Source organism: Halalkalibacter sp. AB-rgal2 (assembly GCF_041821005.1).
GTDB lineage: Bacteria > Bacillota > Bacilli > Bacillales > Bacillaceae_D > Halalkalibacter.
Genome location: NZ_JBGUAV010000011.1, coordinates 37,826 through 64,301 on the forward strand (window position 1 = coordinate 37,826; position 26,476 = coordinate 64,301).

Here is a 26,476-nt window from a genome sequence, read left to right on the forward strand (position 1 = left end):
GAAGGTCCGGTAGTTCAGTTGGTTAGAATGCCTGCCTGTCACGCAGGAGGTCGCGGGTTCGAGTCCCGTCCGGACCGCCATTTCTCTTAAAACTGTGGAGGGGTAGCGAAGTGGCTAAACGCGGCGGACTGTAAATCCGCTCCCTTAGGGTTCGGCGGTTCGAATCCGTCCCCCTCCACCACTATGGCGGTTGTGGCGAAGTGGTTAACGCATCGGATTGTGATTCCGACATTCGTGGGTTCAATTCCCATCAGCCGCCCCATTTATTGTTGGGCTATCGCCAAGCGGTAAGGCAACGGATTTTGATTCCGTCATGCGTAGGTTCGAATCCTGCTAGCCCAGCCATGTTGCGGAAGTAGTTCAGTGGTAGAACACCACCTTGCCAAGGTGGGGGTCGCGAGTTCGAATCTCGTCTTCCGCTTTTTAGAACATATTTCAGCTGTATACTAGTTGGGTGTAGTTTAGCGGCACATCTCAGCCAGGAGTAAAGCGTCATCCGAATAAGCGAAGAGTTGTCTCGGCACAGCCAATATAGCAATATGAGTACTGGAAGAGACGTGAAAAATGAATGGAGAAAACTAATAATGACATGCGGGTGTAGTTTAGTGGTAAAACCTCAGCCACGAGCCGAACTTCATCTGACCAATCCCCGAGTTGTCTTGACGCAGCTACATCGAAGCGATACGAGTAGAGGAGAGACATGAACAAACAGTGATAGAACATAATAATAACATGCGGGTGTAGTTTAGTGGTAAAACCTCAGCCTTCCAAGCTGATGTCGTGAGTTCGATTCTCATCACCCGCTTTGAAAAAGTTACTGTGGGCCTGTAGCTCAGCTGGTTAGAGCGCACGCCTGATAAGCGTGAGGTCGGTGGTTCGAGTCCACTCAGGCCCACCATTCCACAGTAGCTCAGTGGTAGAGCTATCGGCTGTTAACCGATCGGTCGTAGGTTCGAATCCTACCTGTGGAGCCATGGAGAAGTACCCAAGTGGCTGAAGGGGCGCCCCTGCTAAGGGTGTAGGTCGCTTACGCGGCGCGAGGGTTCAAATCCCTCCTTCTCCGCCATCTTACATTGAACGGCCCGTTGGTCAAGCGGTTAAGACACCGCCCTTTCACGGCGGTAACACGGGTTCGAATCCCGTACGGGTCACCAGTTAATTATATTAGTAAGAGCCATTAGCTCAGTTGGTAGAGCATCTGACTTTTAATCAGAGGGTCGAAGGTTCGAGTCCTTCATGGCTCACCATTTTGTATTTTATAATATGCGGGTGTGGCGGAATTGGCAGACGCGCTAGACTTAGGATCTAGTGCCTTCGGGCGTGGGGGTTCGACTCCCTTCACCCGCATTAAAAGAAATGAAAGCAAAAGCCTTAATGGAATGTGATTTCCGTTGAGGTTTTTTTGTATAATCAGAATTTATAGGTGGGTGGTTCCTATTTTAATCTCTCCGATGGAGTGAAGAGGGTTGGTCGGAGAAAGGGTGACTAGGTCGATTGCTGTATTGTATGCGGTTCCTCATGTCTCTATTTCGGGTTTTATTGCTCCTTTTAGACTCATTTAGCTCAATAGCGGAATGAGGATTCCCTTTTTAACGACCTCAGCGAGTGGATTTAAAGTTTTGTAGTGAGTGGTTTTCTTACCACAAGAAGCGTAGCGAACGGAGCCATCATAATTGTTAAGTAATGAAGTGAACCTTTTGTTAATTTTGGAGAAAAAACAACGAAAACCTATTAGCTTGCTATATTCTTGTACGTTGAAGACTATTTTATCTCGTCAAAACGCTATAAACAGTCAAATGATCATTTGACTGTTTAATTTTTGCATATTATACTAATAATCAAATGATTATTAGAATGAAAGAGGGAACTACATGACAGATCAATGTGAGATTCAGTCGTATGATGAATCAAAAGTTAAGCGGGTAAAAGGACTACTCGTTCATGATGAAATCCAGACAATGGCGAAAATGTTTAAAGCATTGGCGGATGATACACGTATGAAAATTGCTTATGCACTTAGTGAGGAAGAAGAATTGTGTGTATGTGATGTTGCACAAATCATTGGTGCGACAACTGCAACGGCTTCACATCATTTAAGGTTATTACGTAATATGGGGTTAGCGAAGTATCGGAAAGAAGGGAAATGGGTCTTTTATTCATTAGATGATGATCATATTAAGCAGTTAATTGTGATGGCGTATGAGCATCAAAAAGAAAGAAGGGCCTAACAATGAAAATAGAGGAAAAACGATTTCATATACAAGGATTATCTTGTACGGATTGCTCCGCTCAATTTGAAAAGAACGTGAGAAACCTTCCAGGTGTTCAAGAGGCTAAAGTTCATTTTGCGACTGCCAAGTTATCGGTACACGGAGACGTATCAATCGAAGAATTAGAGCGAGCGGGATCGTTTGATCATCTCAAAGTGTCAGCGGAAAATGAAGAGCTGTTACGTACTCCATTATGGAGGCAAAAAGGAGCAATACAAACGTTTTTATCAGGCGCACTACTAATAGTGGGTTTGGCATTATACGTCGGTATTAGTGAGGGTACATATTGGTCCACTTTGCTATTTGCATTGTCGATCGTCATCGGTGGTTATCGTTTATTTATTCAAGGGGTAAAAAATATATTTGGCCTTCAATTTGATATGAAGGCGCTCATGACCATTGCTATTATAGGAGCGGTTTTTATTGGGGAGTGGGCTGAAGGGGCTGCGGTTGTCTTCTTTTTTTCAATTAGTGAATGGTTAGAAATGTATTCAATGGATCGAGCACGAAAATCGATTCGGTCTTTAATGGGGATGGCACCTAAGAAAGCCTTCATTAAGAAAGGTGGAGAGTGGGTTGAGACGAAGGTTGATGAAGTCGTAGTTGGCGATACAATGCTTGTGAAGCCAGGTGACAAGGTATCACTTGATGGAACCGTCGTCAAGGGGGTATCAACGATTAACCAAGCACCGATTACGGGTGAATCGATTCCTGTAGTGAAGGAAGTTGGTCATGATGTCTTTGCTGGAACATTTAATGAGAACGGAATAATTGAAGTGCAAGTAACTAAAAAAAAGGAAGATACAACCATTTCAAAAATCATACATTTAGTAGAAGAGGCACAAGCAGAGCGGGCTCCCGCACAAGCATTTGTTGATCGTTTTGCTAAGTATTACACGCCGATTGTCATTGTCATTGCGTTTACTGTTGTGGTTATTCCACCATTACTTTTCGACGGTAGCTGGAATGAGTGGGTCTATAGGGGATTAGCTCTATTGGTCGTTGCATGTCCGTGTGCCTTGATTATTTCAACACCTGTTTCAATTGTAACAGCAATCGGAACGGCCGCACGTAACGGTGTGCTTGTTAAAGGTGGGATGTATTTAGAAGCGTTAAGCTCTCTGACGACGATAGCCTTTGACAAAACTGGGACATTAACAAAAGGGCAACCAGAAGTGACGGACATCGTCTCTTTTAAAGAAAAGGAAAATTGGTTTCATCATGTAGCAGTGATTGAACGTGGTTCGCAGCATCCATTGGCAAAAGCGATCGTAAGGAAGTCTGAACAAACTGGGAACGATGATAAGTGTGAATATGATGTGAGTGAGTTTATATCTGTAACAGGCAAAGGAATTCAGGCAACCGTTAACGAGAAGCGTTATTGGATTGGAAATGTAGAATTTATAAAGGCAAATTGTCAAGAAACATACGAAGATAGAGTTTCTCATCATATCACCCGATTACAACATGAAGGCAAGACGGTTGTTGTCGTTGCTGACGCGCATGAGCTAATTGGAGCCATTGCAGTAAGAGATGAAATTCGAAAATCAAGTGAAAAAAGTTTGCATCAGCTTAAACAGTTAGGGTTGGAAAAGATGGTAATGTTAACAGGAGATCATCGTTTGACAGCTGCTGGAATTGCTAAACAGTTAGGTGGTATTGAAGTAAAAGCTGAGCTTTTACCAGAGGATAAGCTACATGTGGTAAAAAATTTAAAGAAATCTGGTGGAAGAGTTGCAATGGTAGGTGATGGGATAAATGATGCCCCAGCTTTGGCAACAGCAAATGTTGGAATTGCCATGGGCGGTGCGGGTACTGATACAGCGCTAGAGACGGCTGACATTGCGTTAATGGCAGATGATATTGGGAAAGTCCCATATATGATCCGCATGAGTCGGAAAACGTTAGCTGTCATAAAACAGAATATTGCTTTTTCATTAACGATTAAACTAGTGGCGATATTGCTTATTATGTTTGGCTGGCTCCCTTTATGGTTAGCGATTGTGGCTGATGTTGGTGCGACTTTACTTGTCACGATGAATGGACTACGACTTGCTAGATTAAAAGAGGGGTGATTATGTAAAAAAGGCTTGAGTAACGTCGGCTATGAGAAACACTCATAGCCGACGTTTGAATAAGTACGAGTAAAGCTTAAACTCTAATTTGTATAACTTCTACTCATTTTTTTTCTTCTCTGGTACAGGGTCGATGCCTCCTGGATGAAAAGGATGACATTTGCTTATCCTTTTGATTGTGAGCCAACTTCCTTTAAGTACACCGAATCTTTGTATAGCCTCAATGCCATAGTGAGAACAAGTTGGATAGAAGCGACAAGTAGGAGGCTTTAATGGTGATAAAAAGCGCTGGTATCCTCTAATCATGAGGATAAATAGTTTCTTCATTGTAAACTCCTTTAGTAAATAGTTTTATTTTATAGAAGGAATAATAGTATCAATGTCAAATATATGTAGTATGCTCATAAGAAAGGAGGTATGAATGCACCCCCCCTCTTGCAACTCCTCACATGTAAGCTCTCTTACCACTTGAAATCTTCAAAAACATTATTTCTAAAATCCAGAGGTGATTTATTTGAAAAGACTGAATCAACGAGGTTTTACCTTAGTTGAAATGTTAGTCGTGCTTATGATCATATCCTTGTTGCTTGTACTAGTTGTTCCTAATCTTACTAAAAATAGTGACATAGCTCAAGAGACTAGCTGTGAAGCAACTGTAAAACTAGTACAAGCTCAAGTGTATGCCTATTTTGTCGAGACTGGTGAGAAATTAAATTCATTGGCTCCGTTAGTAGGTGATTATATTGAGACAGATGAGTGTCCCAATGGATCAAAGTTAATGATTGACTCAAATTCACAAAAAGTATCCGTTGAATAATGGCCACTAAGAATGGATTTACATTGATTGAATTGTTAGTGACCCTTTCAATCTTATTGCTTCTATTAACCATCCCCCTTGTCCTCTTTCCTTCAATGACCAATAATGCTTTTCATTCTGATGTCATCGCCAGGCAAATAAAAGATGATTTACTTTTTGCTCAGCAGACAGCGATGTCGCAAGGACGTCAAACGTATGTGAGGTTTAACCAAAATACGTATCGTGTTCAATACTCAGTCAGTGAAGTTATTTTACAACGTGAATCAATTCCTCATTTAAGTGCCCGCTCAAGTTCATTGCCACTCCAATCGATTTCCTTTCAACCTTCAGGGCATCCAACACATTCCGGTCAATTCTTTGTTACTATTGGTGAACAGACATATCGCTATACCATTTATTTAGGTAAAGGAATGATCTCATATGCTAAGCAATAAAGGTCTTACACTTGTAGAGGTTATGTTTGCACTTAGTTGCTTGATGATCATTGTTATGTCATTTTTACCTATTATCGTTATCGTTCAACAGGAACTTAGTGCGAATAAGCAGGAAAGGGAAGTTCTTTTCTTATTAGAAGAGTCGATGCATTATTATCGTGTTTCTGGGCTCATGAATGAACCGGTAGTCAATGAAGATATACTGTTCACATACGAATTTATTGATAATCATATTGTGCGCTTTTGTGCAAGTTGGATTGCATTAAATGGGAGGGATTATGAACATTGCTTCGTTGCTACGCACTAATAAAGGCTTTACCTTATTTGAGATGTTAATTGTTTTGATGATTTTATTAGTAATTGCTTCAATGATTCCATTAATTCTAACTACGGTCATTGAACAAATGAAACCTGGAAACGTAAAAGAACAAGAGGTTACTGTCTTTTTCCAATATTTAGATCGAGATGTAAGAGAGACTATTTCAGTTGATTATAGTCACGACCATTTAGTGTTAACAAAAGGGAATAAGGATGTGATTCGTTATCAAATGTGGAATGAAAACCGGGTTAGAAGAAATGTAAATGGTTTAGGTCATGTATTGATGCTTGAGGACGTATTTATGTTTCGTTGTGACGAAATGAAAGCGATGGTCCATTGTACAGTTGTGCTTGAAAATGGTCGAACGTATGAAAAGTCGATGATTCCGATGTTAAAGGTATTAGAATGAAATGAATGAACGAGGATTTATTTATCCCATTGTGCTTATGGTATGTTTTCTCGTTGTTATCTTTGTTGCGTTTCAAATTCATCAATTTGTCATGGATAAGAAATTGTTAAAAGAACAAGTTCATCATTTGAAAGTAGATTCACTTTTGCATTTGGCTTATGCAGACGTGCAAGCAATACTAGCAGAAAAAGGTCATCAATTAAATGAAAAATTAAGCTTTTCATACGAAGATGGGGAGGTTACACTTACTTTTAGAGAAGAAATTGACGATCTACAGCAATTTATGATTGTAGCACAGCTCTATTCAGGTGAAACAAGGCGTGCGTGGATGTATATAAATATTGAACAACGACAAATAGAGATTTATGAGGAGGGAACAACGGGTGGAGCGTAAGTTGATTTATTTAACTGGGTTTATGGGGTCAGGTAAGACAACTGTCGGTTCGAAATTAGGAGAAAAATGGTCTATGGATGTAATCGATACTGATCAGTGGATAGAACATAAGGAAAAAAAATCAATAGCTGAGATTTTTGCTGACGAAGGGGAAGCGCATTTTCGCGATTTGGAAACAGAAGCGTTAAAATCGATTAAAACGGATTCCCTTATTATCACAACAGGTGGTGGTATAGTAGGGAGAGAAGAAAATAGGAAGCTGATGAAACGACAAGGGAAAATCGTTTATTTGTATTGTGATATTGAAGAGATCATTAGACGGTTAGAGGATGATACGTCTAGGCCACTCATTCAACATCGAGACGAGGAGAAAATTACTGCACTATTTCGTTCTCGAATGGTTTTGTACGAAGAGGCTGATGTCATCATTGATACAACTAAAAAAAGTGTTGAAGAAATTGTAGAAGCCATTACATTATGGCGTAGAAAGGGATAAAAATGGACATACTACTTATATAGTAGTGAGGTGAAGGATATTGTCCATTAATGATTATGTCAAATATTTAACGGAGCAAGTTGTGACGAAAATGGATCAGCCAAGTGAAGTGAGGAAGAGTGTGAAAGAGGAACGAAAAATGAACAGACCTCCTTTGTCCTTTCATTTGTTTGGCATGATACCTATGGCTTTTTCCTTATTAGTTCGAAATAAGAGAAAAAATAAATAAGTGTTTGGACAATACCTGATATCGTAAGAACGAAATGGTATTAGGTATTGTCTAATGATAGTTGACACAGTTTTGACATGGAAGAAGCATTTACAAGTTTGCGAACTATGTATATAATGATCATGTATTCATTATTTAGTATGTGACCAATTTAACAGATAGGATGGAACACTTGCATGTGAAGGAGGGAAAATGATGGATCGTATGTATCGAGTGCTCGCGTTTTGGACAGGGATTTTTGCTGTGTTGTTTTTTGTTGGTGATATGTTTAATATGGCATTATTATTCTTCGCTCAAACAGGTGCTTTACTTGCATTAAGTTACTTGAACTTATCAGAACGTGTGTATATATATATTTTCGGTGCTTATTGTACAATATTCTTTGTTGGCTTCACGATTTATTCTACATTCTTGTTAGTGCCAAGCTTTGGACATTAATGGTTCATACATATTTTTAAAAAAGAGGTGGGACACAACCTTCCTCTGAAATGAAAAAGTCGGTGAAATTTTACGATAAGTAAAATTTCACCGACTTTCATTATTTCTGACTCTTTAAAGTAAGGGGCTGTCACAGGTTCAGGTTCGTTCCATTGCGCTCCACCTACTCGCTTTCCGCTCTATTCCGCTATGAGAATAATCCATCGTCAGAACGACAATCTTTATAAAAACAGTTTATTTGCACACTAAAAAAGGACAACTTCTGATAACTTCAAGTTACCGAAACACATTTGACACTATTAAAAAAACAGGATCAAAACCCTGATAAAAATGGATTTTGATCCATTTCCTGTCCAATTGTTGTAGGGCTACCGTGTCCACAAGCGACTACGGTATCTTCAGGTAAGTCGAGTAGCTTAGAATGAATGCTTTGTAATAGCTGCTCGTGATTTCCTCCAGGTAGGTCAGTTCGGCCGATGCTTTGTTGAAATAAGACATCACCTGAAAAAATAATTGACTGATCCTTTAAATAATAAGATACACTTCCTGGGGAGTGACCTGGTGTTTCATATAATGTAAATGTAAATGAACCGATCGTTAATGGTTCTTCTGCTGCGATTAAGTGATCTGCTTCTTTAATGATAATAGCGTCATCTCCCATGAAACGACTAGAGCCATTTAATGTTGAATCGCCTAACCATTCTGCTTCTTGTTTATGAAGGTAAACAGGGCATGAGAATGCTTGTCGGACATCATCAACTGCACCAATATGGTCAAAGTGAGCATGTGTTAATAGAATCGCTAGTGGACGTAATTCTTGTTGATGAAGCCAGTTGATTAATTGTGTACCATTGCCACCTGGGTCGACAATGATTGCTTCTTTTTGTTCATTTTGAATCACATAGGCATTAGTTTGAAGTGGGCCTAGTGGTAGTTGTGTCCATTTCATCAGTTCAATTCCCTCCAATTTTATACTGTTATTATCATACATGATTAACTAGTATCTCGACAAACGTTTAAATAAAGAGTAAAATAGACGTAAATGGTTCAAGCTAAAATGGAAAAGTCAAGTTGTACTAGTTTTGTCAAATATGACAGTAGTATGGATGAAGTTTAGATCTATAATGAAACTAGTGAGATTTGGCGTGGGAATTACATAAGGAGGGAAATGCGTTGTTCTTGTCGATTACATTTTTAATAATAGCTGTACTATGTGCTATAGCTATTTTCCGTGAGATGCGAAGAGCGAACTTCTTTGCGGTTGGATTTGCAGGTATTTCGTTTGTCGTGTTTGGATGGTTTGCGATTGCCACAATCGTTGAATTCATCCGTACAGGTGGAGGCGTTCCACAATAGTGAGTTGAGTGAGTCAGGATTATATTCTTGGCTCACTTTTTTGTTTCTCATTTAAATTAATGACATTTTTTATGTAAGAAGAGAGAAAATCTAATTTATGAAGGTGAGGGGAAGTGAATTTGTGGTACGTCTGCTCACCCAACCTAAAGCCCTTGTGACGACTTCAGAAGGCATAATTAAAAAATGACTGCTGCTCAGTTTCTTTTACATAACCAGAATTTATAAGTGATTCCCTATATTATAGAATATAAATGTCGCAATGTAAGTTAGGGAAGAATCGAGGAAGATGTAGGAGAATTCATGGGTGGCGCTGGCCTCGTTCGTTACACGTTTTTATGAAAGAATCCCACTTTCAAAAAAACTTAAAAGCGTTGTAACGGCTCCGCCAACGCTTAAGTAAAAACGCGATAGCGTTTTTCTTAGAACACTTGTTGATTTAAGTAAAACATTCCTCCGTTAATAATCGAGATGTTGACAGTTGGTTTGTATTGTTCTTCCAGTGCTTTTCGTTCAATTTCGTATGCTTCGGGTTTTTCGATATAATCTTCATAAAAGGCTTCTAATAAAGCGAGGTCCTTATCCCAACGCTCCAATGCCTCCCTTGCCCATGTATCATCTTCATTGTCAATAAAGGTTTGGACCATCTTTTGGATACGAACTAGACCACTTTTGGGTTTAATAAGCGGTGTTAACGTGAAACAGTAGTCAGGGATTGTCGGAGTTAACGTTTTTTGTTGTAATTGCTCAAAAAAGTTCGGTACGATCTGCCCATGAATCAGATTTAATCCGAGTGATAAAAACACATCCTTTTTTCGATCACATTGGAATGAGATTTTTGCATTTAGACATAACCAGGGGTGAAGAGGGTTAGATTTCTGAGATTGTAGAGCCGTTTGCTCGTATAAGCGAATGAACCCACCTAACTCTCTCGTCGCTGTGAATATTTGTCTAAGTCTAGGTGAACCAAAGTAGACAGGCTCACCTTTGAGATGATCTGGTGCATTTGCTGGATCTGTAATGAAAGTTACTTGCATTGGTTGTGGTGCTCCACCTGTTTTTTCTAAATAGTGCCAATAAAAAGGGCGGTTCATTAAACGTTTATCAAGATCGATAGAAAGCTGAACAGTCAAATAGCTTCTCTCATTTTCAATAAGGTCGCTATCATTTGCTTGAAAGAATCGTTCGAGAAAACTATGAACTTGAGGCTGTTGCATTCATATCATCCTCCTTATCATCATTAGCTTCGTTCATAATAGCTGCTAAGTGGTCAAATTTAATCCGCATTTCACCCTCACTTTCAGAGGAAAGCAAAATGTCTTGGACGTGGTCTTCAACTCCGTTTAAATCAATTTTCGTTAAGATCGCATCTAATTCGCCGATGACAGCTTCGAACAAATGGATTTTTTCGTATAATAGCTTCAAAATATGTTGTTCAACCGTTTCTTTAACTGCAAAGTTGTAGATGTGAACATCCTCCTGTTGACCTAAGCGATGGATTCGTCCAATTCGCTGTTCAATTCGCATCGGATTCCAAGGTAAGTCATAATTAATCATATGGCTACAAAACTGTAGGTTAATCCCTTCGCCGCCAGCTTCGGTTGCGATTAAGACTTGAGCATGTTGTTGGAAAAGCTGCTTCATCCAATCTTTCTTACCACGTTTAAAGCCCCCACGGAAAGGAACGGAGGAAATACCATTTTGTTTAAGAAACCATTGTAAATAAAGCTGAGTCGCACGGTATTCAGTGAAGATAATAACCTTACCATTAATCGACTGAATGATTTCTAACGCTTTTTCAGCTTTTGCATGACCATCTACTTGACCGATTTCTTGTAAGAGGATATTGGCAATGTGTGCATCATTCCCATCGGCTTCGGCTCGATCAACCATGTTTTTAAGAGTCATAAAAGCGGCTTCTCTACTACTACATAATTCCCTCTTTAAAGTCATTAGTCCGAAATGATTGATTTCGCCAGATAGTTGTTCAATGCGATTATAGAATTCTCTTTCTGAAGGACTAAATTCAATATCGACTGTTTCAACAATGCGTTTCGTCCATTCAATACCAGTCTCTTCTCGGCGATTCCTTACCATCACTTTATTGACTAATTCCTTCAATTTTTCCTCGTTCCTAGGAGACCGTTTCGAAGAACGAAATTCCTTTTCGAATGAAGAGCTCGCTCCTAAGTGACCAGGTTTTAGTAGAGAAACAAGATTGAATATTTCTTCTAGCTTATTTTGGACGGGCGTAGCGGTTAATAATAGACAGAATTTCTTCTTTAATCGTTTGACAAACTCATAATTTTTCGTTTTTGGATTTTTTAGTTTATGAGCTTCATCGATGATCACCAAGTCATAGGGCTGTTGTAAAACGATATCGTGATGTGGTTGACGTTTTGCCGTATCGATTGAAGCGACGACTACTTCACATTGCTCCCAGACGTAGGATTTTTTTTGCTGGGCAATGGCTGGTATATGAAACTTCGTATTCAATTCCAGAGCCCATTGGGATACGAGTGATGCTGGTGTTAGAATGAGAGCTTTTTTCACAAGTCCGCGTACCATATATTCTTTTAAAATAAGTCCTGCTTCGATTGTTTTCCCTAAACCGACTTCGTCTGCGAGAATCGCTTTTCCGTTCATTTCTTCTACAACTCGATTGGCGACTTCTATTTGATGAGAGTACAAGGAAAGCTGTGGTAGGTGATTAGGTGCAACGAGACCGTTAAATTCCGGGATCATTTGCTGCTCTTCTGCCTCATATGTAAGCTTAAAAAGCTCCCAATTGGACCAAGGTCCATCCTGATCCAGTCGTTCTAAAAATGATTGATTCCAGCTTTGATCAAAGTGAATATCGATATCCATCAACGATCATCCTTCCTTATTAACAATGTGACAACGGTTCCAATTAATAATTACTAGTATGCACGAATATGTAAATGTTATAAGTTATATGTGCAACTTAGTAATTTGTCATTGTTGCTATAATCTTGACGAAAATATGGTATGATAGAATAATGAATGAAAAAATTAATGTGAATAAGAAGGACGGAATGTGATGAAGAGGAGAGACGTTCGAAAGACAAAAAAAAGAAATAGATGGTTTGTTCGCACATTTATCGTGATGATTCTTATTTTCCTTAGTGTGGCTAGCTATGTTTATATTGAATATTATCGTAGTATGAAAGCAAGCGAGGCTGAACTTGGATTAACAGAAGATCGTGAACCAGAGGAATTTAACAGTGCAGTCCCGAATGATCTAGGTAAGGTCAATATACTATTGCTTGGAATCGATGAAGTGGAAGATAATCGAGCTCGAACTGATACGATTATGGTAGCTCAGTTTGATCCAAGTGAAAATACGGCTAAATTAGTTTCCATTATGCGTGATACGTACGTTGAAATTCCAGGCTATCGTAATTATAAAGTAAATACGGCATATTTTTTTGGTGGGGCTGAATTGTTACGTGAGACACTTGACCACAACTTCGGGATAGACCTCCATTACTATGCTCTTGTCGATTTTGATGGGTTTGAAGCAGCTGTTGATGCTCTTGCGCCATCAGGAGTCGAAATTGATGTTGAGCGTGACATGTCTGAGAAAATTGGCGTTGAATTGGAGCAAGGCTTACAGCAGCTCAATGGAAAGGAGCTGCTAGGATATGCTCGATTCCGTGCTGATGCAGAAGCTGATTTTGGACGAGTTCGAAGGCAGCAGCAAGTATTGTCAGCTTTGAAAGAAGAAGTGTTTAGTGTGACGGGGTTAGCTAATTTACCGAGTGTCGTTGGAACGGTTCAGCCATACATTCAAACAAATTTAAGAAATCGTGAAATATTAGGTCTGCTGTCTGATGTTATTTTAAATCAACCAGATGAGATTGAAACGTTGCGCATTCCATTAGATGATACGTATGTAGATAACCATTATAGTCATGCAGGTTTAGTCTTAGAGCCTGATTTTGAAAAAAACCGACAAGCAATTGCTGAGTTTCTAGGGAAAGAACTTCCTTCCACTATTGATCCTACAGAGGATGCTCAGCAACAGGAGCAGGTTTATCAATGATAAAAGAAACAACGTTAAGATGTACATCTTAACGTTGTTTCTTTTTGATCTTTCCACTCCACTTTTTGAAGCCACCCTTTAAATGGTATAAGCTTTCCACTCCGTGTTTCTTCTTTAATGTTTGTGCCGCTTGTTTGCAACGAGCTCCAGATTGACAGTATAAATAGACAGGCTGATCTTTACGAATTTCATTTAAACGTTGACGAAGCTGGGACATCGGTATGTTTCTTGCTCCAAGAATATGACCCCCGTCGAATTCTCGTGGTTCACGGACATCAATTAATTGAGCTTTTCTGTAGCCTTTAATGAAATCTTCTTGCGTAAGTGGTGTTAAATATTTGGGTGTGTGAAAAAAGCGGAAATAAATCGTTAAACCGAGTAGAATAACTAGAATAATGAATAAAATAAAATCCATTGAAAGATGACACTCCTTTTGCCTGCTAGTTTTCAATCGTGCAGATATAAACTCTTTTATATTATATCGACCTATGTCCTATTACGCAATGTTCGTTTATGTTAGATGGTTGGTCAAATGTGACAGTTACATGAAGCTGTGTACATAGCAATTTTCCTTAAGCTTTGATAGAATATGAAGCAGCTTAATAAGGAAAGAAGAGATGTATCATGACAGAAACATGGAGATTTATTGATTCGGGTTATCGTAGCCCCGCATATAATATGGCATTAGATGAAGCTTTATTAGAGTGGCATAGTAAAGGAATCATCCCCCCGACGATCCGCTTCTATGGCTGGAATCCTGCGACGTTGTCGATTGGTTATTTTCAAAAAGTAGAAAAAGAGATCAACCTAGCAAAAGTGAAGGAATATGGTTTAGGATTTGTGAGAAGGCCAACAGGTGGTCGTGGAGTTCTACACGATCAGGAGCTAACGTATAGCGTCATTGTAGCGGAAGAGCATCCAGAGATGCCAGAGTCTGTTACAGAAGCATATCGTATCATCTCTGCGGGGATATTAGAAGGATTTAAGCATGTAGGACTTGATGCTTATTTTGCTATTCCACGTACAGAAGAGGAAAAACAAGCGTTAAAAAACCCGCGCTCAGCTGTTTGCTTTGATGCACCATCTTGGTATGAGCTTGTCGTCGAAGGACGTAAAGTTGCGGGAAGTGCCCAAACGAGACAAAAGGGCGTCATCTTGCAGCACGGTTCCATCATATTGGATATCGATGAAGACAAGCTGTTCGATCTCTTTTTGTATTCTAGTGATCGTGTCCGCGAACGGATGCAGCGGAATTTTAAAAATAAAGCTGTTGCGATTAATGCCTTAAAGGAAACAGCGATTACGTTAGATGAAGCAAAGGAGGCATTTAGAAGAGGCTTTGAAAAAGGATTAAATATTAAACTTGAACCTTATACGTTAACAGAAGAGGAGGAAGCAGTCGTGCAAGAAATTGCTTCTAGCCGCTACGAGCGTGATGAGTGGAATTATAGGAAGTGAATAATTGACGAACGTGCGCAGGAAGTTTGACAATTCCTTCATGCGCGCGTTAATTTATTTAAGGATAAGAAAGTGAAAATTCTAAGAAGTTTAATCAAGATGAATGTAAGTCGCTTCGAGGGCCTCGTCTTCGTTCGTACGACACGTTACTGTGCAAGAAGGGCATTTTCAGATAACGCAAGCCCTATTAGTAACGACTGCGCACGACGCAACTAAGAAAAGACTGCTTCGGAGGTCACTGAAAAAGTCCTTTCTAGTAACTCAAGGAAGAGTAATGGCTCCGCTCGTTGCGCGCCTTGCTATGAGAAACCCACTCATTGCAAGGCTTTCAAAATCGGGCAACGGCTACGCACATTACTTCAAAGCCACTGAAAAAGTTAAAACCAAACTTTTTCAGTGGCCTCCTGCTTCGCAGTTTTTCTTAGTGTACTTGTTCTTTAAATAGCATTTGTAACTTCTTGGTGATTGAGCCAATAGGTAACGTTACGTTCATTTCTCCTTCTATTTCCGTAATAGGCATGACCTCTACCATTGTACTAGTAAGGAATGCTTCATCGGCATGTTCTAACACTTCATAAGGGAATGGCTCTTCTATAACGTCTAATCCATGTTCTTTTGCTAAGCGAATGATAATTTGACGGGTTATGCCATTTAGGATTAGGTTTGTAGCTGGGTGTGTATAAAGCACTTGATCTTTTACTAAGAAAACATTTGAAGAAGACCCCTCTGTTAAAACCGTGTCGCGATGGAGAATCGCCTCATCACAACCGTGGTCTGCAGCTTTACGTTTTGCTAGTACATTTCCTAATAAATTTATTGATTTAATGTCACAACGTAACCAGCGAATGTCGGGCTCTAACCAAACCCTCGCCTCAGATTTAGTTTTAGATGGAAGAGGCTGAATGAAACCTAGAACAGTAGGTTTGGTTTCACGAGAATACAGGTGATTTCGCGGTTCACTTCCACGGGTTATTTGTATATAAATGCTGCCGTCAATCGGTTTGTTTTTTTCAATAAGTGTTAAAATGGTTTGTTTAATTGAGTCACGTTGCTGAGTAGGTAAATCAAGCTTTTCGGCACTTTCTATTAATCGTGTCAAGTGATCGTCAAGGGCAAATGGTTTTCCATTATACAATCGAATAACTTCATAAATACCATCTCCAAAGTAATAACCCCGATCGTCAAAAGGGATACTCAGTTCTTCTTTTTTTATCATGGTCTGATTGAATGCTATATACTCCATTGGACACCTCCATAAAAATGATAAATTGGTTAGAAATAGATTACTAGTGATCTTCATTTAATGAGAACAAAAAAAATTTTTTTTGTCAATTTAAAAATGATGATGAATGAAGAGAGTGATAGGACTGGAGTTGCGCAAATTTGAAATCTTGCAACAAATAAATCGGGGCGAATTTCGTCAAATTTCTTTAGTAATTACTTGAAATCTTCCTTGTTCTCTTTCTAATTAGCAATTTTGAAGTTGACAAATAATTTTAAAAATGATCCTTGTAACTATATATGGTGTATAAGTTAGATTTATGAACACAATATATTGATAAAAGTAGGTAACATGTGGTAAGCTAACCGAAGAATAAAAATTGGAATCTATTTTTTAGAATGTGAAGGAGAGGAAAAGCGAATGGCTATGACAATGTCGAATGTAATGCGTCTTAATATTGAGCGCTTAAATGAGGATATTGAGTTGTTCCCGCAAGTACATCCGATTACGGAAGATATGACGATGACGAAGAAGGGTGTTTCTCGTCTCGTTATGCTCGATCGATATACATTTAAGGATACAGAAAAAAAGACATTAAAAGATGGGGACTTTGTTGTCTTAACGATAAAAGATGATCCGAAATTTCCTGCTAGAGGATATGGCTTTATCCTTGAGTTAGACCGTGTGAATAATCAAGCAAAGGTGTTAGTTGATGAAGAGTTTCGTGGTGTATTAGAAGGAGAAGAAGCGGAATCAGGTATCGTATATCGCTCACTTGATACAGTTGAAAAGCCACTTGAAATTTATTATGAGCAAATTGCTAAGCGTAATGCGACAGGCTTAGCTTCTGTTGAGGTGACAGAAGAGAAGCAGCAACAGTCATTTGATCGTTTCTACGAGCAGCTTGTTGATCTTAATTTTATCCCTGCTGGACGTGTGTTGTACGGTGCTGGTGCTGAAACAGATGTCACATATTTCAATTGTTATGTGATGCCGTATGTGAAGGATTCTCGTGAAGGGATTTCTGAGCATCGTAAGCAAGTGATGGAAATAATGAGTCGTGGTGGTGGTGTTGGAACAAATGGTTCAACATTACGCCCTCGTAACACGTTAGCTCGTGGTGTGAATGGGAAATCATCAGGATCTGTATCTTGGTTAGACGATATTGCGAAATTAACTCATTTAGTCGAGCAAGGTGGCTCTCGCCGTGGAGCACAAATGATTATGCTATCTGACTGGCACCCAGACATTATGGAATTTATTATTTCTAAAATGCAAAACCCACGTATTCTACGTTTCTTACTTGAGAACTCTGAAGATCTGTTTATTCAAAAGCTAGTTAAGGATAAACTGAAGTTCACTCCTTTATCGGAAGTAGAAGAAGCGATGTATCAAGGTATTGTTAATTACAAAGCGATTGATGGACAAGGTGGCTTTGATCCAAAGGTGATTAAAGAAGCGGAAGAAAAACTCCATACAGGTGGGACATATAGTGTTAATAATTCTGAGTTTTTAACAGGGGCTAATATTTCGATTTGTTTAACGAAAGAATTTATGTCAGCTGTTGAGAACGATGAAGAGTATGCTTTGAGGTTCCCTGATGTGGAAAATTATTCAGAAGCTGAAATGGCGGACTATAATGAGAAGTGGCATGATATTGGAGATGTAAGAGAGTGGGAAGCGCTTGGTTATGGTGTGCGTACATATCGTGTCATTCGCGCCAAGGAGCTTTGGAAGCTAATTAATATTTGTGCAACGTATAGTGCTGAACCTGGTATCTTCTTCATTGATAATGCCAACGATAAAACAAATGCGAAGGCATATGGCCAAAAGGTCGTAGCAACGAATCCGTGCGGTGAGCAGCCTTTAGCTCCGTTTTCTGTTTGTAATTTAGCTGCGATTAACTTAGCTGAAATGGCCAATAGAGAGACGAAAATAGTTGATTTTACAAAGCTGAAAGAAACGGTACAAGTTGGTGTTCGGATGCAGGATAACGTCATTGATGCGACACCTTATTTTTTAGAGGAGAACACGAAGCAAGCGAAAGGCGAACGTCGTGTTGGTCTTGGTGTAATGGGGCTTCATGATCTTCTTATTTATTGTGAAACTGTATATGGATCACAAGAAGGGAATGAGCTAGTTGATCAAATCTTTGAAACGATTGCGACGACGGCTTATCGTACAAGTATTGAGCTAGCAAAAGAAAAAGGAAGCTTCCCATTCTTAGTTGGAGAAACGGATGAGGAAACGAAGCAGCTTCGACAAGCATTTATTGAAACTGGATACATGAAGGAAATGCCTGAGGATATTCGCCAAGGTGTAGTAGAGCATGGCATTCGAAACTCACACTTATTAACAGTTGCCCCTACAGGAAGTACAGGTACGATGGTTGGAGTGTCAACGGGACTTGAACCGTATTTCTCTTTCTCCTATTTCCGTAGTGGACGACTTGGGAAATTTATCGAAGTGAAGGCTGAGATTGTTGAAGAATATTTACGCGCTAACCCTGAAGCGGATCCGAATAAGCTACCTGATTGGTTCGTCTCGACGATGGAATTATCACCTGAAGCACATGCAGATGTCCAATGTATCATTCAGCGTTGGGTAGATAGCTCCTTATCGAAAACTGTGAACGCACCTCGTGGTTATTCAGTCGAGCAAGTTCAAGGTGTTTATGAGCGCTTATATAGTGGAGGGGCAAAAGGTGGAACGGTTTATGTCGATGGTAGCCGTGATACACAAGTTCTTTCGTTAAAGGCTGAGGAAAATACATTTGATGATGTAACCGAAGAAGCAGAAGAAAAAAGAGAAAATAAAGTCGTACTAGTAAACACGATAAGTGAAGTTCGTTCAACGAATGTCACATATGGGTCTGAAGTAGGTAATACATGTCCTGTTTGTCGTGAAGGACAGGTTGAGGATATCGGTGGTTGTAATACGTGTACAAGCTGCGGTGCTCAATTGAAGTGTGGCTTGTAGGTTAAGAATAAGTCGTTAATTGTAGTTTTGAATTAAAGTTTGCTAATTCGAAACAAAGTCTGATAAAAACAACCTCTTTCGTATTCTTTACTAAAGTGGTTGTTTTTTGTTTTTTTCAGAAAATTGGAGGTTGGAAGATACTAAGCGCAATCTTGGTATGGATTTCTTTTACATTTAGTTTCCCCAATCGTTGCGCTTATCAATTAAAAGAATAGCCAAAAATTTTAAATAGAATGTAATGCTTATGGTTTAGCCCATATCAGATATAAATAACCTCCCAAGTGACGTTCTTCCCGAGTGATTTTTAAATTAGATTTTTTAACGATGTCAGTAATGTTTCTGTCCTGGTGACACCCTGTAAGCTTGAGCATTAGTGGATTCAAGAGTTTTTGCAACCATCCGACAGTTTTGCTTGTGCAAATTCCATGCTCTAACATAAGAATTTTCCCTTCTGGCTTACACCACTTTTGAAAGTTATTTAGAACATGTATAGGGTCTTGATAAGCACATAAACTTGCAGATGATATGATAGTATCAAAGCTGTTTGTGCTTAGCTCAACAGATTCAACATCGTGTTGTATAAATGTTGTTTTAAAAGGATAATTTTTTGCAGCATTTCGTGCTGTTTTTAGCATTTCATGGCTAAAGTCGATTCCTGTCAATTGAATATTTCTATTATAGAAGGGGAAATTAAGTCCAGAACCAATTGAAACTTCTAATACTTTTCCTTCAGCTTCCTGAAAAATTTGTTGACGAAACTTATAACCATGATTATTTTTTCGTCTTTTATTATATTTCTTTGCTTGCTTATCAAATTTTTGAATTAATGATTGACGAGCCATATCATCCCTCTATTCCGCCATTTAGATCAATTTTAAGACCTAGATGATCCATCATAATTCTCTATTCAGATGTACCTTCTTCATGTGTATTAATTAAATGCCTGATCGCTTCGACCAGCTCATCTGGACAGTCAGTATGAATCGTGGTATGTCCAGCATTGTTAAGGATACGATGTTCTCCACGCGGAACAGAATTTGCTAATTTTGTGTAAACAGTATGTTTAATATTGTTGAATGGATCAAGTGTATCACGCAGAAATGATTCACTCGTGATCGGAGTCATAAATGGGTCAATTCCCATCGCTGTAAATACAATCAATGGGATATCCGGCAAGTTTCCTCCTTTATGTATCTCTTCATAGAGTTCACTGTTTAAGTTTTTTCTTTCTGTCAACGTTTTTGAGAGCGTTTTGAGATGATAGTCAATTAGTGATTCACGGATTTCATCAGGCCAAGATGCAAACATTTGATTAAACAAAATACGAAAGGATTTCTTGTAAGTTAAAAGTGCCCGAAGGATAGTAAAACACTGCTGGAGAAGGTAACGCTTTTTAAATTTTGGTGTATTCGTGAGAAAGTCCTCGTGAGGCGGTTCCAACAAAATCATCCCGGCTACCTCATCTGGAAATCGTTGTGCATACTGCTGTGCGTAAATCCCACCTAACGAGTGACCAACGAACAGATAGGGGGCCGGAACACCAGCAGTGTTCAATACATTCCGCAATTCATCGGTAACCTCAAGGGCACTTCGAGGAAGCTTAACGTAATCGCTCCAGCCTGTCCCTGATCGATCATAGATCACGGACGTCGCACACTGACTAATTTTCTGATGAATATTTAGGTAATCAAGTCCGATCATCCCAGCAGCTGGTATGAATACGACTGTTGGACTTCCAGACCCCAAACGATCAAGTAACACACGACGTCCTTCAACATTGTAACAGCTTCCCATTGGTGGTTCACTGTCTAAAGAACCAGGCTTATCAACTTGCTGCTTTTTTGTATGAATGATCATTGGAAACCCCCTATTAGTTCTAATTTTCATGTATCCGTAGAATGCTAATTCAAAAGAGCCTGTTACCATTAATTGGCTAACATAGAGAAAGTTTAAGTTCTTATTTTATGGGAACACATAGTTACTCCTTTCCCGATTAGTAGTTGAGTAGCAGGGATACATTCATTTATAAAAGATTTCCTTGAGTTCATTAAGATAACCATCTAGATCTGTAAGCACTTTGTCATAATCTAATTCAGTCATTTCTGAGTTGCGAATATCTTCCAGTATCTGATTTGTAAAACCAACATTCGCCCAAAAAATAAGCTGTTTGCATCTTTCAAGGTTCAGTCCTTCTCTGAATTTAGTTTCATCAACAATTTCAAACATTTCCTTATGGCATCGTGATAGCTTTTCATTCTCTCTTTCTTCTAGCTTTTTATTGATTTCATCGGAATTCGTCATGTTAGTCATTTTAATAAAGTCAAATATCCAAGGATACTGTTGTAGTAACTCAATCTGGAGTATATATGATTGTCGAAGCCTTTCAAAAATATCTTTTTCATTAAAGTTCATTACATCAATATATTTTTTATTAATCTTGTCAGTGCAGTAATCATAAAGGAATAGAAAAAGATCCTTTTTACTATTTATATAGTGGAACAGTAGCCCTTTTGAAATACTAGCCTCTTTTGCAATAATATTTGTCGAGGCATCCTCAAATCCCTTCATAGAAAATTCCTTTAGTGCAGCATTTAAAATGTCGTCCCTCCTTTTAGGTTCTAGATTCAAGATTTTTAATTGCATGATAACCACCTCTGTGATTTTTTACTTACCTAACAGGTCAATTTTATTATATCATCGTTTATCTAATAGGTAAACACGGGAATGATGGGGAAGAAGAATTGGATAATCTTTATCAAAAACTAAAAGAAGGCGACTTATGTCTTTAAACGATTATGGTTTCAGTAAAAAAGTCGGAGTTAAATGACCTTTAGGTGATACTTAAAGAGGGAATTGGTGTGCATATGTTGAAATAATAAGAGAGATCTCTAAATAAGAAAGGGAAATTAGAATGAAAAAAAGATTCAATAAATTATAACTTCCATATAACAGATTAGGCTTACATCATTCACGAGCCCCTCCATTGTGAACCAACTTTCTATAAAAAAATTCATTATGACATACGGAGGGATATTGAATGAGAAATGAACAAGAAATGATGGACTTAATAATAAATACTGCTACGGAAGATGAACGTATTCGGGCAGTATATATGAACGGTTCGAGAACTAATCCGAATGTTCCAAACGATATCTTTCAGGATTACGATATCGTTTATGTGGTAACAGAAACTTCTATCTTCATAGAGGATGAGAATTGGATAAATATATTTGGAGATTTGCTGATGGTTCAAGAACCAGATAAGCTTGATCGAGGTATTGGATTAAATATGAATTTCGAACGTAGATATGCATATTTAATGTTATTTACGGATGGCAACCGGATTGACCTAACACTTCAAACAAAAGAAACAATGCTTGAAGAGTATGGAAAAGATAAACTTACGATTCCGTTAGTAGATAAAGATAATTTTTTACCATCAATCCCCTCTCCCTCGGATATAGACTATCATGTGAAACAGCCAACCGAAGGCCAATTCGATAGTTGTACAAATAATTTTTGGTGGTGCTTACAAAACGTTGCGAAAGGCATATGGCGTGATGAGTTGCCATATGCAAAGTTAATGTTTAAATATACGACAAGAGAATCTTTGGATGAGATGGTCAATTGGTGGATTGGAATTGAATATGATTTTCAAGTATCAACTGGGAAGATGGGAAAGTACTTCAAAAAGTTTCTTCCCGAATCATACTGGGACATGTATCAAGCAACATATTCTGATGGCAGTTACGAAAATATTTGGGACTCTGTATTTATTACCTGTGAATTGTTTCGGGCGTTAGCAAGAGATGTAGCAGAATCTCTTTCGTACACTTATCCAGCTAGTGACGATAAGAACATGATGGAATATCTGCAACATGTAAGTAAATTACCTGCAGATGCAAAGGAAATCTATTAGTAATTGAAGCGCCCGGCATAGATTTGTAGGATGCTTATCTACTCAACAAACGGGCTGATTGTTGAAACATAGGTAGAAAATGATCAAACTTAATTTCAAAAGCTACATTAATCATATGGTGAGTGAGAATTCTCATCATATGATTTTTTTGTTTGTTGCACATTTATTCAATGCTGGACTTTGCTTTACCATTATTTAATACGGTTGAAAGGTGAGTGCACGTCTACACTATGATTAAAAAGGAAAGGTGTAGGTTCCAACAATGAAACCATTTCAGCCACAGCTTGTTTATATTGAACCTCAAGCACTTGACTACCCACTCGGAAGACAACTCAAAGAAAAGTTTGAAAAGCAAGGTGTTGAAATACGTGAAACGACTTCACATAATCAAGTCCGGAACATTCCAGGTAATAATGAGCTTCAACAATACCGTAATGCTAAATCAACGTTAGTCATAGGAATTCGAAAAACGTTGAAGTTTGATACATCTAAGCCGTCAGCTGAATATGCGATTCCACTAGCCACCGGCTGTATGGGACATTGTCATTATTGCTATTTACAAACGACTCTAGGCAGTAAACCATATATTCGTACGTATGTAAATGTTGATGAAATTTTTGATGCAGCTGACCAATATATTAAAGAACGAGCACCAGAGATAACGCGTTTTGAAGCAGCGTGCACATCAGACATCGTAGGTATTGATCATTTAACGCATACGTTAAAGAAAACGATTGAACATATTGGTCAAACGGATCATGGCTTGCTTCGTTTTGTAACTAAGTATCACCATGTTGATCACTTATTAGATGCTAATCATAATGGGAAAACACGCTTTCGGTTTAGTGTGAATTCTGATCATGTGATTAAAAAATTTGAACCGGGTACGTCTTCCTTTTTAGAGCGTATTGAAGCAGCTGGAAAGGTCGCAAAAGCAGATTATCCGTTAGGTTTTATTGTGGCTCCTCTAATTTTGCATGAGCAGTGGAAGGAAGGCTATTTAGATTTGTTTGAACGACTTGAAGCGATTTTGCCACCTTATGCTACAAAGGATTTGACGTTTGAGCTCATACAGCATCGATTTACGAAAACGGCTAAAAATGTGATTAAAAAACGTTATCCTAAAACAAAATTGGAGATGAATGAAGAGGAACGTAAATATAAATGGGGTAGGTACGGACGAGGTAAGTATGTATACAAGAACGAAGATGCTAGTGCGTTAAAAGAAACACTTGAATCATTTGTCCAGCGATTTTTTCCGAAAGCGAAAGTAGAGTATTTTACTTAATTCCCTCCTTTGCATTGTCCTTGTTCACTTAATTGTGTAAAATAAGAGAGGTATACTTTTATGTAATAACGCAATGATGAGACACAATAAACAGTTCATTTGAGTTGCATGATAACGACTATGATGCACGTGCTAACGGTGTGAACATTGCATGAAGAAAATTGGAGGGGACACAATGCCAACACCTAGTATGGAAGATTATTTAGAGAGAATATATATTTTAATAGAAGATAAAGGATATGCACGAGTATCTGATATTGCAGAGGCATTAGAGGTTCACCCTTCATCAGTAACAAAAATGGTTCAGAAACTAGACAAAAATGACTATTTAATTTATGAACGTTATCGAGGGCTAGTCTTGACGAACAAAGGGAAAAAAGTCGGGAAGCGTCTCGTGTATCGTCATGAACTATTGGAAAATTTTTTAAGAATTATCGGTGTCGATGATGAGTTTATTTATCAAGATGTCGAAGGTATTGAGCACCATCTAAGTTGGGATGCGATTGATCGAATTGGTGATTTAGTGCAATTTTTTGAGGAAGATAAAAAGCGATTAGACCAACTAAAAGAAATTCAACGACAAAACCAATAAGAATATGAATTTTCTATACGAAAAGAGCACCATTTATCAGAAATCTGACATAGTCTTTAATAGGAGGCGATGTGAAGATGAAGGTAGATGGTGTTTTTGCTGGTGGAGGCGTTAAAGCCTTTTCGTTCATTGGAGCCGTGCAAGTAATGGAGGAAAAGGGGTTTGAGTTTGATCATGTTGCGGGTACAAGTGCCGGCTCATTAGTAGCAGCCCTAATTAAATCAGGATATACAAGTGAAGAATTATATTCTTTGCTAGATGAATTAGATGTAGAAACCTTCAAAGACGAAAGAATGTCTTTACTTCCGTTTCCAATAGCGAAATGGATTCATCTGTATTTTAAATTTGGCCTCTATCGTGGTGATGCATTAGAAAAGTGGTTAAAAGAGGCGTTAGCTAAAAAAGGTGTTAGGACGTTTGCAGACTTACCTAATGGATCATTGAAATTGATTGCATCTGATTTAACACGCGGTCGATTGGTAGTCTTGCCAGATGATCTAAAGCAATATGGTGTCATAGCAGAAAAATTTTCGGTTGCAAGAGCAGTTCGAATGAGTTGCAGCATTCCGTTTTTCTTTGAACCGGTGAAAATATATAGTCGTGGTAGTAGTAGGAAGCCGTCTTATGTTGTTGATGGTGGGATATTAAGTAACTTTCCAATGTTTTTATTTCGCAATGGCAAAATTAAAAAGTACCGTAAGCCAGTCATAGGTTTTCAGCTCACACCTGAAATTAATCAATTACCGAAAAATAAGATGAATAATGCAATTGATATGTATCGTGCATTGTTTGAAACGATGAGTAATGCGCATGACCTCCGTTATATTGATGATCAGCATGCTAAAAATGTTGTTTTTATTCCGGTTATAGATGTAAAAGCAACAGATTTTGAACTAACAGATGGGCAAAAAAAAGAATTAGTTCATTTAGGGAGAGCTGAAACAGAGCAGTTTTTACGGAGTTGGGCTTACTAAGATGAGGGACACATAAATGAATGGGTGATAAAGGGAAGAAATTGAAATTTGACAAGCAATGGTTTTGTTCATTATAAAAATGTCTGAAAGTGTTCTACTTTCAGACATTCTTAAATGGTTGTAGGTCAACACGACATTAGCTAAAATTGGAGCTGCCGCGTTTTATTTATTTAAAATAAAGCGCGATTTTTTTTCTTGTTTTTCTTACCTTCTATGACTTTAAAATTATGATCCGGTCTTTTTTTGCGAATCAGTGGTTCCGGTTTCTTTTTTGACCGGATTGGTTGAACATTTGCTTGTCGTTTAGATGGATGTTGTTTGTTGTGATGCTGGCTTGTTTTCTTTGCCTTGCGAATTTGGGCTCTAGTTGGGCCGGAACGTGATGGGAATAGTGGTGTTCCATAACGTCTAGACATGACCAATCGATAGATGAAGAAGATAAGTCCAGCGATTACAATAACCCAAAGCAGCTGTCTTAATAAAGCAAGAGGGTTAAAAAGTGAGATGACCAGTCCAACAATAGAAAGTCCGATAATGATCGGCAAAATAAACTTCATTATGGAATTCATTTAATCCACCTCCAAACGTTAATAAACGTATCTACGATGTGTCCAAGCCTATTATTTTATAATCTGTATTCTACATCTTACATCGAATTCCCTCTATTTTTCAACTAGGACTTCCTTTCACACTATACCCGTTATGATGGAACTTTAATCATTTCGAATGGGACTACTCATTAAT

Annotated in this window: 28 protein-coding genes and 12 tRNA genes; 30 read left to right on the top strand and 10 right to left on the bottom strand. The window is 38.5% G+C overall.

Translation table 11 applies throughout. From position 1 onward, the window contains the following. The first annotated feature begins 3 nt into the window (after nucleotides 1–3). The 14 genes from ACERJO_RS10740 to ACERJO_RS10805 all read left to right on the top strand — a co-directional run bounded on the left by ACERJO_RS10740 (nucleotide 4) and on the right by ACERJO_RS10805 (nucleotide 4,345). Nucleotides 4–80, top strand: a tRNA-Asp gene (locus tag ACERJO_RS10740). Between the two features lie 16 nt (nucleotides 81–96). Then, nucleotides 97–181, top strand: a tRNA-Tyr gene (locus tag ACERJO_RS10745). 5 nt (nucleotides 182–186) lie between these two features. Then, a tRNA-His gene (locus tag ACERJO_RS10750) sits at nucleotides 187–262 on the top strand. 8 nt (nucleotides 263–270) lie between these two features. Continuing rightward, nucleotides 271–345: transfer RNA gene (locus tag ACERJO_RS10755), tRNA-Gln, on the top strand. Nucleotides 346–349: 4 nt separating this feature from the next. Continuing rightward, nucleotides 350–421 (top strand) — tRNA-Gly (locus ACERJO_RS10760). A 313-nt stretch (nucleotides 422–734) separates the two neighbouring features. Next, a tRNA-Gly gene (locus ACERJO_RS10765) sits at nucleotides 735–805 on the top strand. A 16-nt stretch (nucleotides 806–821) separates the two neighbouring features. Next, nucleotides 822–898: transfer RNA gene (locus tag ACERJO_RS10770), tRNA-Ile, on the top strand. 1 nt (nucleotide 899) lies between these two features. Next, nucleotides 900–974: transfer RNA gene (locus tag ACERJO_RS10775), tRNA-Asn, on the top strand. Nucleotide 975: 1 nt separating this feature from the next. Continuing rightward, a tRNA-Ser gene (locus ACERJO_RS10780) sits at nucleotides 976–1,066 on the top strand. A 13-nt stretch (nucleotides 1,067–1,079) separates the two neighbouring features. Further along, nucleotides 1,080–1,154, top strand: a tRNA-Glu gene (locus tag ACERJO_RS10785). Nucleotides 1,155–1,171: 17 nt separating this feature from the next. Further along, nucleotides 1,172–1,247: transfer RNA gene (locus tag ACERJO_RS10790), tRNA-Lys, on the top strand. Nucleotides 1,248–1,265: 18 nt separating this feature from the next. Continuing rightward, a tRNA-Leu gene (locus ACERJO_RS10795) sits at nucleotides 1,266–1,347 on the top strand. A gap of 524 nt (nucleotides 1,348–1,871) precedes the next feature. Beyond that, the gene (locus tag ACERJO_RS10800) at nucleotides 1,872–2,228 is read left to right on the top strand and encodes an ArsR/SmtB family transcription factor (protein ID WP_247106087.1); all 357 of its coding nucleotides are present in this window, start codon (nucleotides 1,872–1,874) and stop codon (nucleotides 2,226–2,228) included. 2 nt (nucleotides 2,229–2,230) lie between these two features. Further along, a complete protein-coding gene (locus ACERJO_RS10805) occupies nucleotides 2,231–4,345 on the top strand; it encodes a heavy metal translocating P-type ATPase (RefSeq protein WP_373647428.1) in 2,115 nt (704 codons plus the stop codon). Between the two features lie 99 nt (nucleotides 4,346–4,444). Here ACERJO_RS10805 and yidD read toward each other — a convergent pair whose 3' ends face one another. Further along, the gene (yidD, locus tag ACERJO_RS10810; RefSeq protein WP_373647429.1) at nucleotides 4,445–4,672 is read right to left on the bottom strand and encodes a membrane protein insertion efficiency factor YidD; all 228 of its coding nucleotides are present in this window, start codon (nucleotides 4,670–4,672) and stop codon (nucleotides 4,445–4,447) included. A gap of 178 nt (nucleotides 4,673–4,850) precedes the next feature. On the opposite strand from yidD, the gene comGC reads away from it, so the two are divergent. The 8 genes from comGC (at nucleotide 4,851) to ACERJO_RS10850 (ending at nucleotide 7,881) form a co-directional block, all read left to right on the top strand. Then, nucleotides 4,851–5,162 (top strand): competence type IV pilus major pilin ComGC, encoded by a 312-nt coding sequence (comGC, locus tag ACERJO_RS10815; RefSeq protein WP_373647430.1) that lies wholly within the window; start codon nucleotides 4,851–4,853, stop codon nucleotides 5,160–5,162. Then, entirely contained in the window at nucleotides 5,162–5,596 is a 435-nt protein-coding gene (gene comGD / locus ACERJO_RS10820; protein WP_247106083.1) for a competence type IV pilus minor pilin ComGD, read from the top strand. The genes comGC and comGD overlap by 1 nt, the downstream gene beginning before the upstream one ends. Continuing rightward, nucleotides 5,583–5,903 carry a prepilin-type N-terminal cleavage/methylation domain-containing protein gene (locus ACERJO_RS10825; protein WP_373647431.1) on the top strand — a complete coding sequence of 107 codons (321 nt, stop codon included), beginning with the start codon at nucleotides 5,583–5,585 and terminating at the stop codon, nucleotides 5,901–5,903. The genes comGD and ACERJO_RS10825 overlap by 14 nt, the downstream gene beginning before the upstream one ends. Further along, nucleotides 5,875–6,324 carry a competence type IV pilus minor pilin ComGF gene (gene comGF / locus ACERJO_RS10830; protein ID WP_373647432.1) on the top strand — a complete coding sequence of 150 codons (450 nt, stop codon included), beginning with the start codon at nucleotides 5,875–5,877 and terminating at the stop codon, nucleotides 6,322–6,324. The genes ACERJO_RS10825 and comGF overlap by 29 nt, the downstream gene beginning before the upstream one ends. Nucleotide 6,325: 1 nt before the next feature. After that, the gene (gene comGG / locus ACERJO_RS10835; RefSeq protein ID WP_373647433.1) at nucleotides 6,326–6,718 is read left to right on the top strand and encodes a competence type IV pilus minor pilin ComGG; all 393 of its coding nucleotides are present in this window, start codon (nucleotides 6,326–6,328) and stop codon (nucleotides 6,716–6,718) included. Continuing rightward, a complete protein-coding gene (locus tag ACERJO_RS10840; protein WP_373647434.1) occupies nucleotides 6,708–7,214 on the top strand; it encodes a shikimate kinase in 507 nt (168 codons plus the stop codon). Before comGG ends, ACERJO_RS10840 begins: the two co-directional genes overlap by 11 nt. A 40-nt stretch (nucleotides 7,215–7,254) precedes the next feature. Then, nucleotides 7,255–7,443, top strand: a complete 189-nt coding sequence (locus ACERJO_RS10845; RefSeq protein WP_247106078.1) for a YqzE family protein — start codon at nucleotides 7,255–7,257, stop codon at nucleotides 7,441–7,443. Nucleotides 7,444–7,638: 195 nt separating this feature from the next. Next, nucleotides 7,639–7,881, top strand: a complete 243-nt coding sequence (locus ACERJO_RS10850) for a DUF2626 domain-containing protein (RefSeq protein WP_035345981.1) — start codon at nucleotides 7,639–7,641, stop codon at nucleotides 7,879–7,881. 313 nt (nucleotides 7,882–8,194) lie between these two features. Here ACERJO_RS10850 and ACERJO_RS10855 read toward each other — a convergent pair whose 3' ends face one another. Further along, a complete protein-coding gene (locus ACERJO_RS10855; protein WP_247106077.1) occupies nucleotides 8,195–8,830 on the bottom strand; it encodes an MBL fold metallo-hydrolase in 636 nt (211 codons plus the stop codon). Between the two features lie 224 nt (nucleotides 8,831–9,054). Here ACERJO_RS10855 and ACERJO_RS10860 point away from each other — a divergent pair, with 224 nt between their 5' ends. Beyond that, nucleotides 9,055–9,237 (top strand): DUF2759 family protein, encoded by a 183-nt coding sequence (locus ACERJO_RS10860; protein ID WP_247106076.1) that lies wholly within the window; start codon nucleotides 9,055–9,057, stop codon nucleotides 9,235–9,237. A 419-nt stretch (nucleotides 9,238–9,656) separates the two neighbouring features. Here ACERJO_RS10860 and ACERJO_RS10865 read toward each other — a convergent pair whose 3' ends face one another. Both ACERJO_RS10865 and ACERJO_RS10870 read right to left on the bottom strand, forming a co-directional pair. After that, nucleotides 9,657–10,451 (bottom strand): YqhG family protein, encoded by a 795-nt coding sequence (locus ACERJO_RS10865; RefSeq protein WP_373647435.1) that lies wholly within the window; start codon nucleotides 10,449–10,451, stop codon nucleotides 9,657–9,659. Continuing rightward, nucleotides 10,429–12,102 carry a DEAD/DEAH box helicase gene (locus ACERJO_RS10870; protein WP_373647436.1) on the bottom strand — a complete coding sequence of 558 codons (1,674 nt, stop codon included), beginning with the start codon at nucleotides 12,100–12,102 and terminating at the stop codon, nucleotides 10,429–10,431. The genes ACERJO_RS10865 and ACERJO_RS10870 overlap by 23 nt, the downstream gene beginning before the upstream one ends. A gap of 193 nt (nucleotides 12,103–12,295) precedes the next feature. On the opposite strand from ACERJO_RS10870, the gene ACERJO_RS10875 reads away from it, so the two are divergent. Beyond that, nucleotides 12,296–13,300 (top strand): LCP family protein, encoded by a 1,005-nt coding sequence (locus tag ACERJO_RS10875; protein ID WP_373647437.1) that lies wholly within the window; start codon nucleotides 12,296–12,298, stop codon nucleotides 13,298–13,300. 28 nt (nucleotides 13,301–13,328) lie between these two features. On the opposite strand, the gene ACERJO_RS10880 is transcribed toward ACERJO_RS10875, so the two are convergent. Beyond that, nucleotides 13,329–13,715: a rhodanese-like domain-containing protein gene (locus ACERJO_RS10880; protein WP_373647438.1), complete on the bottom strand. Its 387-nt coding sequence runs from the start codon at nucleotides 13,713–13,715 to the stop codon at nucleotides 13,329–13,331. Between the two features lie 206 nt (nucleotides 13,716–13,921). Between ACERJO_RS10880 and ACERJO_RS10885 the strand changes: the two genes are divergently transcribed. Beyond that, a complete protein-coding gene (locus ACERJO_RS10885; protein ID WP_373647481.1) occupies nucleotides 13,922–14,758 on the top strand; it encodes a lipoate--protein ligase family protein in 837 nt (278 codons plus the stop codon). A 421-nt stretch (nucleotides 14,759–15,179) separates the two neighbouring features. Here the strand turns inward: ACERJO_RS10885 and dat are convergent, their stop codons facing one another. Next, nucleotides 15,180–16,001 (bottom strand): D-amino-acid transaminase, encoded by an 822-nt coding sequence (dat, locus tag ACERJO_RS10890; protein ID WP_373647439.1) that lies wholly within the window; start codon nucleotides 15,999–16,001, stop codon nucleotides 15,180–15,182. Nucleotides 16,002–16,400: 399 nt separating this feature from the next. On the opposite strand from dat, the gene ACERJO_RS10895 reads away from it, so the two are divergent. Beyond that, complete coding sequence (locus ACERJO_RS10895) at nucleotides 16,401–18,959, top strand: vitamin B12-dependent ribonucleotide reductase (RefSeq protein ID WP_373647440.1); 2,559 nt, start codon at nucleotides 16,401–16,403, stop codon at nucleotides 18,957–18,959. Nucleotides 18,960–19,201: 242 nt separating this feature from the next. Here ACERJO_RS10895 and ACERJO_RS10900 read toward each other — a convergent pair whose 3' ends face one another. From ACERJO_RS10900 to ACERJO_RS10910, 3 genes are all read right to left on the bottom strand, one after another. After that, a complete protein-coding gene (locus tag ACERJO_RS10900) occupies nucleotides 19,202–19,801 on the bottom strand; it encodes a class I SAM-dependent methyltransferase (RefSeq protein ID WP_373647441.1) in 600 nt (199 codons plus the stop codon). A 61-nt stretch (nucleotides 19,802–19,862) separates the two neighbouring features. Then, entirely contained in the window at nucleotides 19,863–20,816 is a 954-nt protein-coding gene (locus ACERJO_RS10905; RefSeq protein ID WP_373647442.1) for an alpha/beta fold hydrolase, read from the bottom strand. Nucleotides 20,817–20,978: 162 nt separating this feature from the next. Next, nucleotides 20,979–21,602: a TetR/AcrR family transcriptional regulator gene (locus ACERJO_RS10910; RefSeq protein ID WP_373647443.1), complete on the bottom strand. Its 624-nt coding sequence runs from the start codon at nucleotides 21,600–21,602 to the stop codon at nucleotides 20,979–20,981. Between the two features lie 394 nt (nucleotides 21,603–21,996). On the opposite strand from ACERJO_RS10910, the gene ACERJO_RS10915 reads away from it, so the two are divergent. The 4 genes from ACERJO_RS10915 to ACERJO_RS10930 all read left to right on the top strand — a co-directional run bounded on the left by ACERJO_RS10915 (nucleotide 21,997) and on the right by ACERJO_RS10930 (nucleotide 25,732). Continuing rightward, entirely contained in the window at nucleotides 21,997–22,878 is an 882-nt protein-coding gene (locus tag ACERJO_RS10915) for an aminoglycoside 6-adenylyltransferase (RefSeq protein ID WP_373647444.1), read from the top strand. A 262-nt stretch (nucleotides 22,879–23,140) separates the two neighbouring features. Continuing rightward, on the top strand, nucleotides 23,141–24,166 hold the full coding sequence (splB, locus tag ACERJO_RS10920; protein WP_373647445.1) for a spore photoproduct lyase: 1,026 nt from the start codon (nucleotides 23,141–23,143) through the stop codon (nucleotides 24,164–24,166). 175 nt (nucleotides 24,167–24,341) lie between these two features. After that, nucleotides 24,342–24,758, top strand: a complete 417-nt coding sequence (gene mntR / locus ACERJO_RS10925) for a transcriptional regulator MntR (protein WP_247106065.1) — start codon at nucleotides 24,342–24,344, stop codon at nucleotides 24,756–24,758. Nucleotides 24,759–24,835: 77 nt separating this feature from the next. Next, nucleotides 24,836–25,732 carry a patatin-like phospholipase family protein gene (locus ACERJO_RS10930; RefSeq protein ID WP_373647446.1) on the top strand — a complete coding sequence of 299 codons (897 nt, stop codon included), beginning with the start codon at nucleotides 24,836–24,838 and terminating at the stop codon, nucleotides 25,730–25,732. A gap of 170 nt (nucleotides 25,733–25,902) precedes the next feature. Here the strand turns inward: ACERJO_RS10930 and ACERJO_RS10935 are convergent, their stop codons facing one another. Beyond that, the gene (locus tag ACERJO_RS10935) at nucleotides 25,903–26,301 is read right to left on the bottom strand and encodes an SA1362 family protein (RefSeq protein WP_247106063.1); all 399 of its coding nucleotides are present in this window, start codon (nucleotides 26,299–26,301) and stop codon (nucleotides 25,903–25,905) included. Between the last annotated feature and the right edge of the window lie 175 nt (nucleotides 26,302–26,476).

Bases quoted from the DNA above. Each gene is read 5' to 3' on its own strand.
- ACERJO_RS10800 (WP_247106087.1), top strand. From the start codon at position 1,872: ATGACAGATCAATGTGAGATTCAGTCGTATGATGAATCAAAAGTTAAG.
- ACERJO_RS10805 (WP_373647428.1), top strand. From the start codon at position 2,231: ATGAAAATAGAGGAAAAACGATTTCATATACAAGGATTATCTTGTACG.
- yidD (WP_373647429.1), bottom strand. From the start codon at position 4,672: ATGAAGAAACTATTTATCCTCATGATTAGAGGATACCAGCGCTTTTTA.
- comGD (WP_247106083.1), top strand. From the start codon at position 5,162: ATGGCCACTAAGAATGGATTTACATTGATTGAATTGTTAGTGACCCTT.
- ACERJO_RS10825 (WP_373647431.1), top strand. From the start codon at position 5,583: ATGCTAAGCAATAAAGGTCTTACACTTGTAGAGGTTATGTTTGCACTT.
- comGF (WP_373647432.1), top strand. From the start codon at position 5,875: ATGAACATTGCTTCGTTGCTACGCACTAATAAAGGCTTTACCTTATTT.
- comGG (WP_373647433.1), top strand. From the start codon at position 6,326: ATGAATGAACGAGGATTTATTTATCCCATTGTGCTTATGGTATGTTTT.
- ACERJO_RS10850 (WP_035345981.1), top strand. From the start codon at position 7,639: ATGGATCGTATGTATCGAGTGCTCGCGTTTTGGACAGGGATTTTTGCT.
- ACERJO_RS10855 (WP_247106077.1), bottom strand. From the start codon at position 8,830: ATGAAATGGACACAACTACCACTAGGCCCACTTCAAACTAATGCCTAT.
- ACERJO_RS10865 (WP_373647435.1), bottom strand. From the start codon at position 10,451: ATGCAACAGCCTCAAGTTCATAGTTTTCTCGAACGATTCTTTCAAGCA.
- ACERJO_RS10870 (WP_373647436.1), bottom strand. From the start codon at position 12,102: ATGGATATCGATATTCACTTTGATCAAAGCTGGAATCAATCATTTTTA.
- ACERJO_RS10875 (WP_373647437.1), top strand. From the start codon at position 12,296: ATGAAGAGGAGAGACGTTCGAAAGACAAAAAAAAGAAATAGATGGTTT.
- ACERJO_RS10880 (WP_373647438.1), bottom strand. From the start codon at position 13,715: ATGGATTTTATTTTATTCATTATTCTAGTTATTCTACTCGGTTTAACG.
- dat (WP_373647439.1), bottom strand. From the start codon at position 16,001: ATGGAGTATATAGCATTCAATCAGACCATGATAAAAAAAGAAGAACTG.
- ACERJO_RS10895 (WP_373647440.1), top strand. From the start codon at position 16,401: ATGGCTATGACAATGTCGAATGTAATGCGTCTTAATATTGAGCGCTTA.
- ACERJO_RS10900 (WP_373647441.1), bottom strand. From the start codon at position 19,801: ATGGCTCGTCAATCATTAATTCAAAAATTTGATAAGCAAGCAAAGAAA.
- ACERJO_RS10905 (WP_373647442.1), bottom strand. From the start codon at position 20,816: ATGATCATTCATACAAAAAAGCAGCAAGTTGATAAGCCTGGTTCTTTA.
- ACERJO_RS10910 (WP_373647443.1), bottom strand. From the start codon at position 21,602: ATGCAATTAAAAATCTTGAATCTAGAACCTAAAAGGAGGGACGACATT.
- ACERJO_RS10915 (WP_373647444.1), top strand. From the start codon at position 21,997: ATGAGAAATGAACAAGAAATGATGGACTTAATAATAAATACTGCTACG.
- splB (WP_373647445.1), top strand. From the start codon at position 23,141: ATGAAACCATTTCAGCCACAGCTTGTTTATATTGAACCTCAAGCACTT.
- mntR (WP_247106065.1), top strand. From the start codon at position 24,342: ATGCCAACACCTAGTATGGAAGATTATTTAGAGAGAATATATATTTTA.
- ACERJO_RS10930 (WP_373647446.1), top strand. From the start codon at position 24,836: ATGAAGGTAGATGGTGTTTTTGCTGGTGGAGGCGTTAAAGCCTTTTCG.
- ACERJO_RS10935 (WP_247106063.1), bottom strand. From the start codon at position 26,301: ATGAATTCCATAATGAAGTTTATTTTGCCGATCATTATCGGACTTTCT.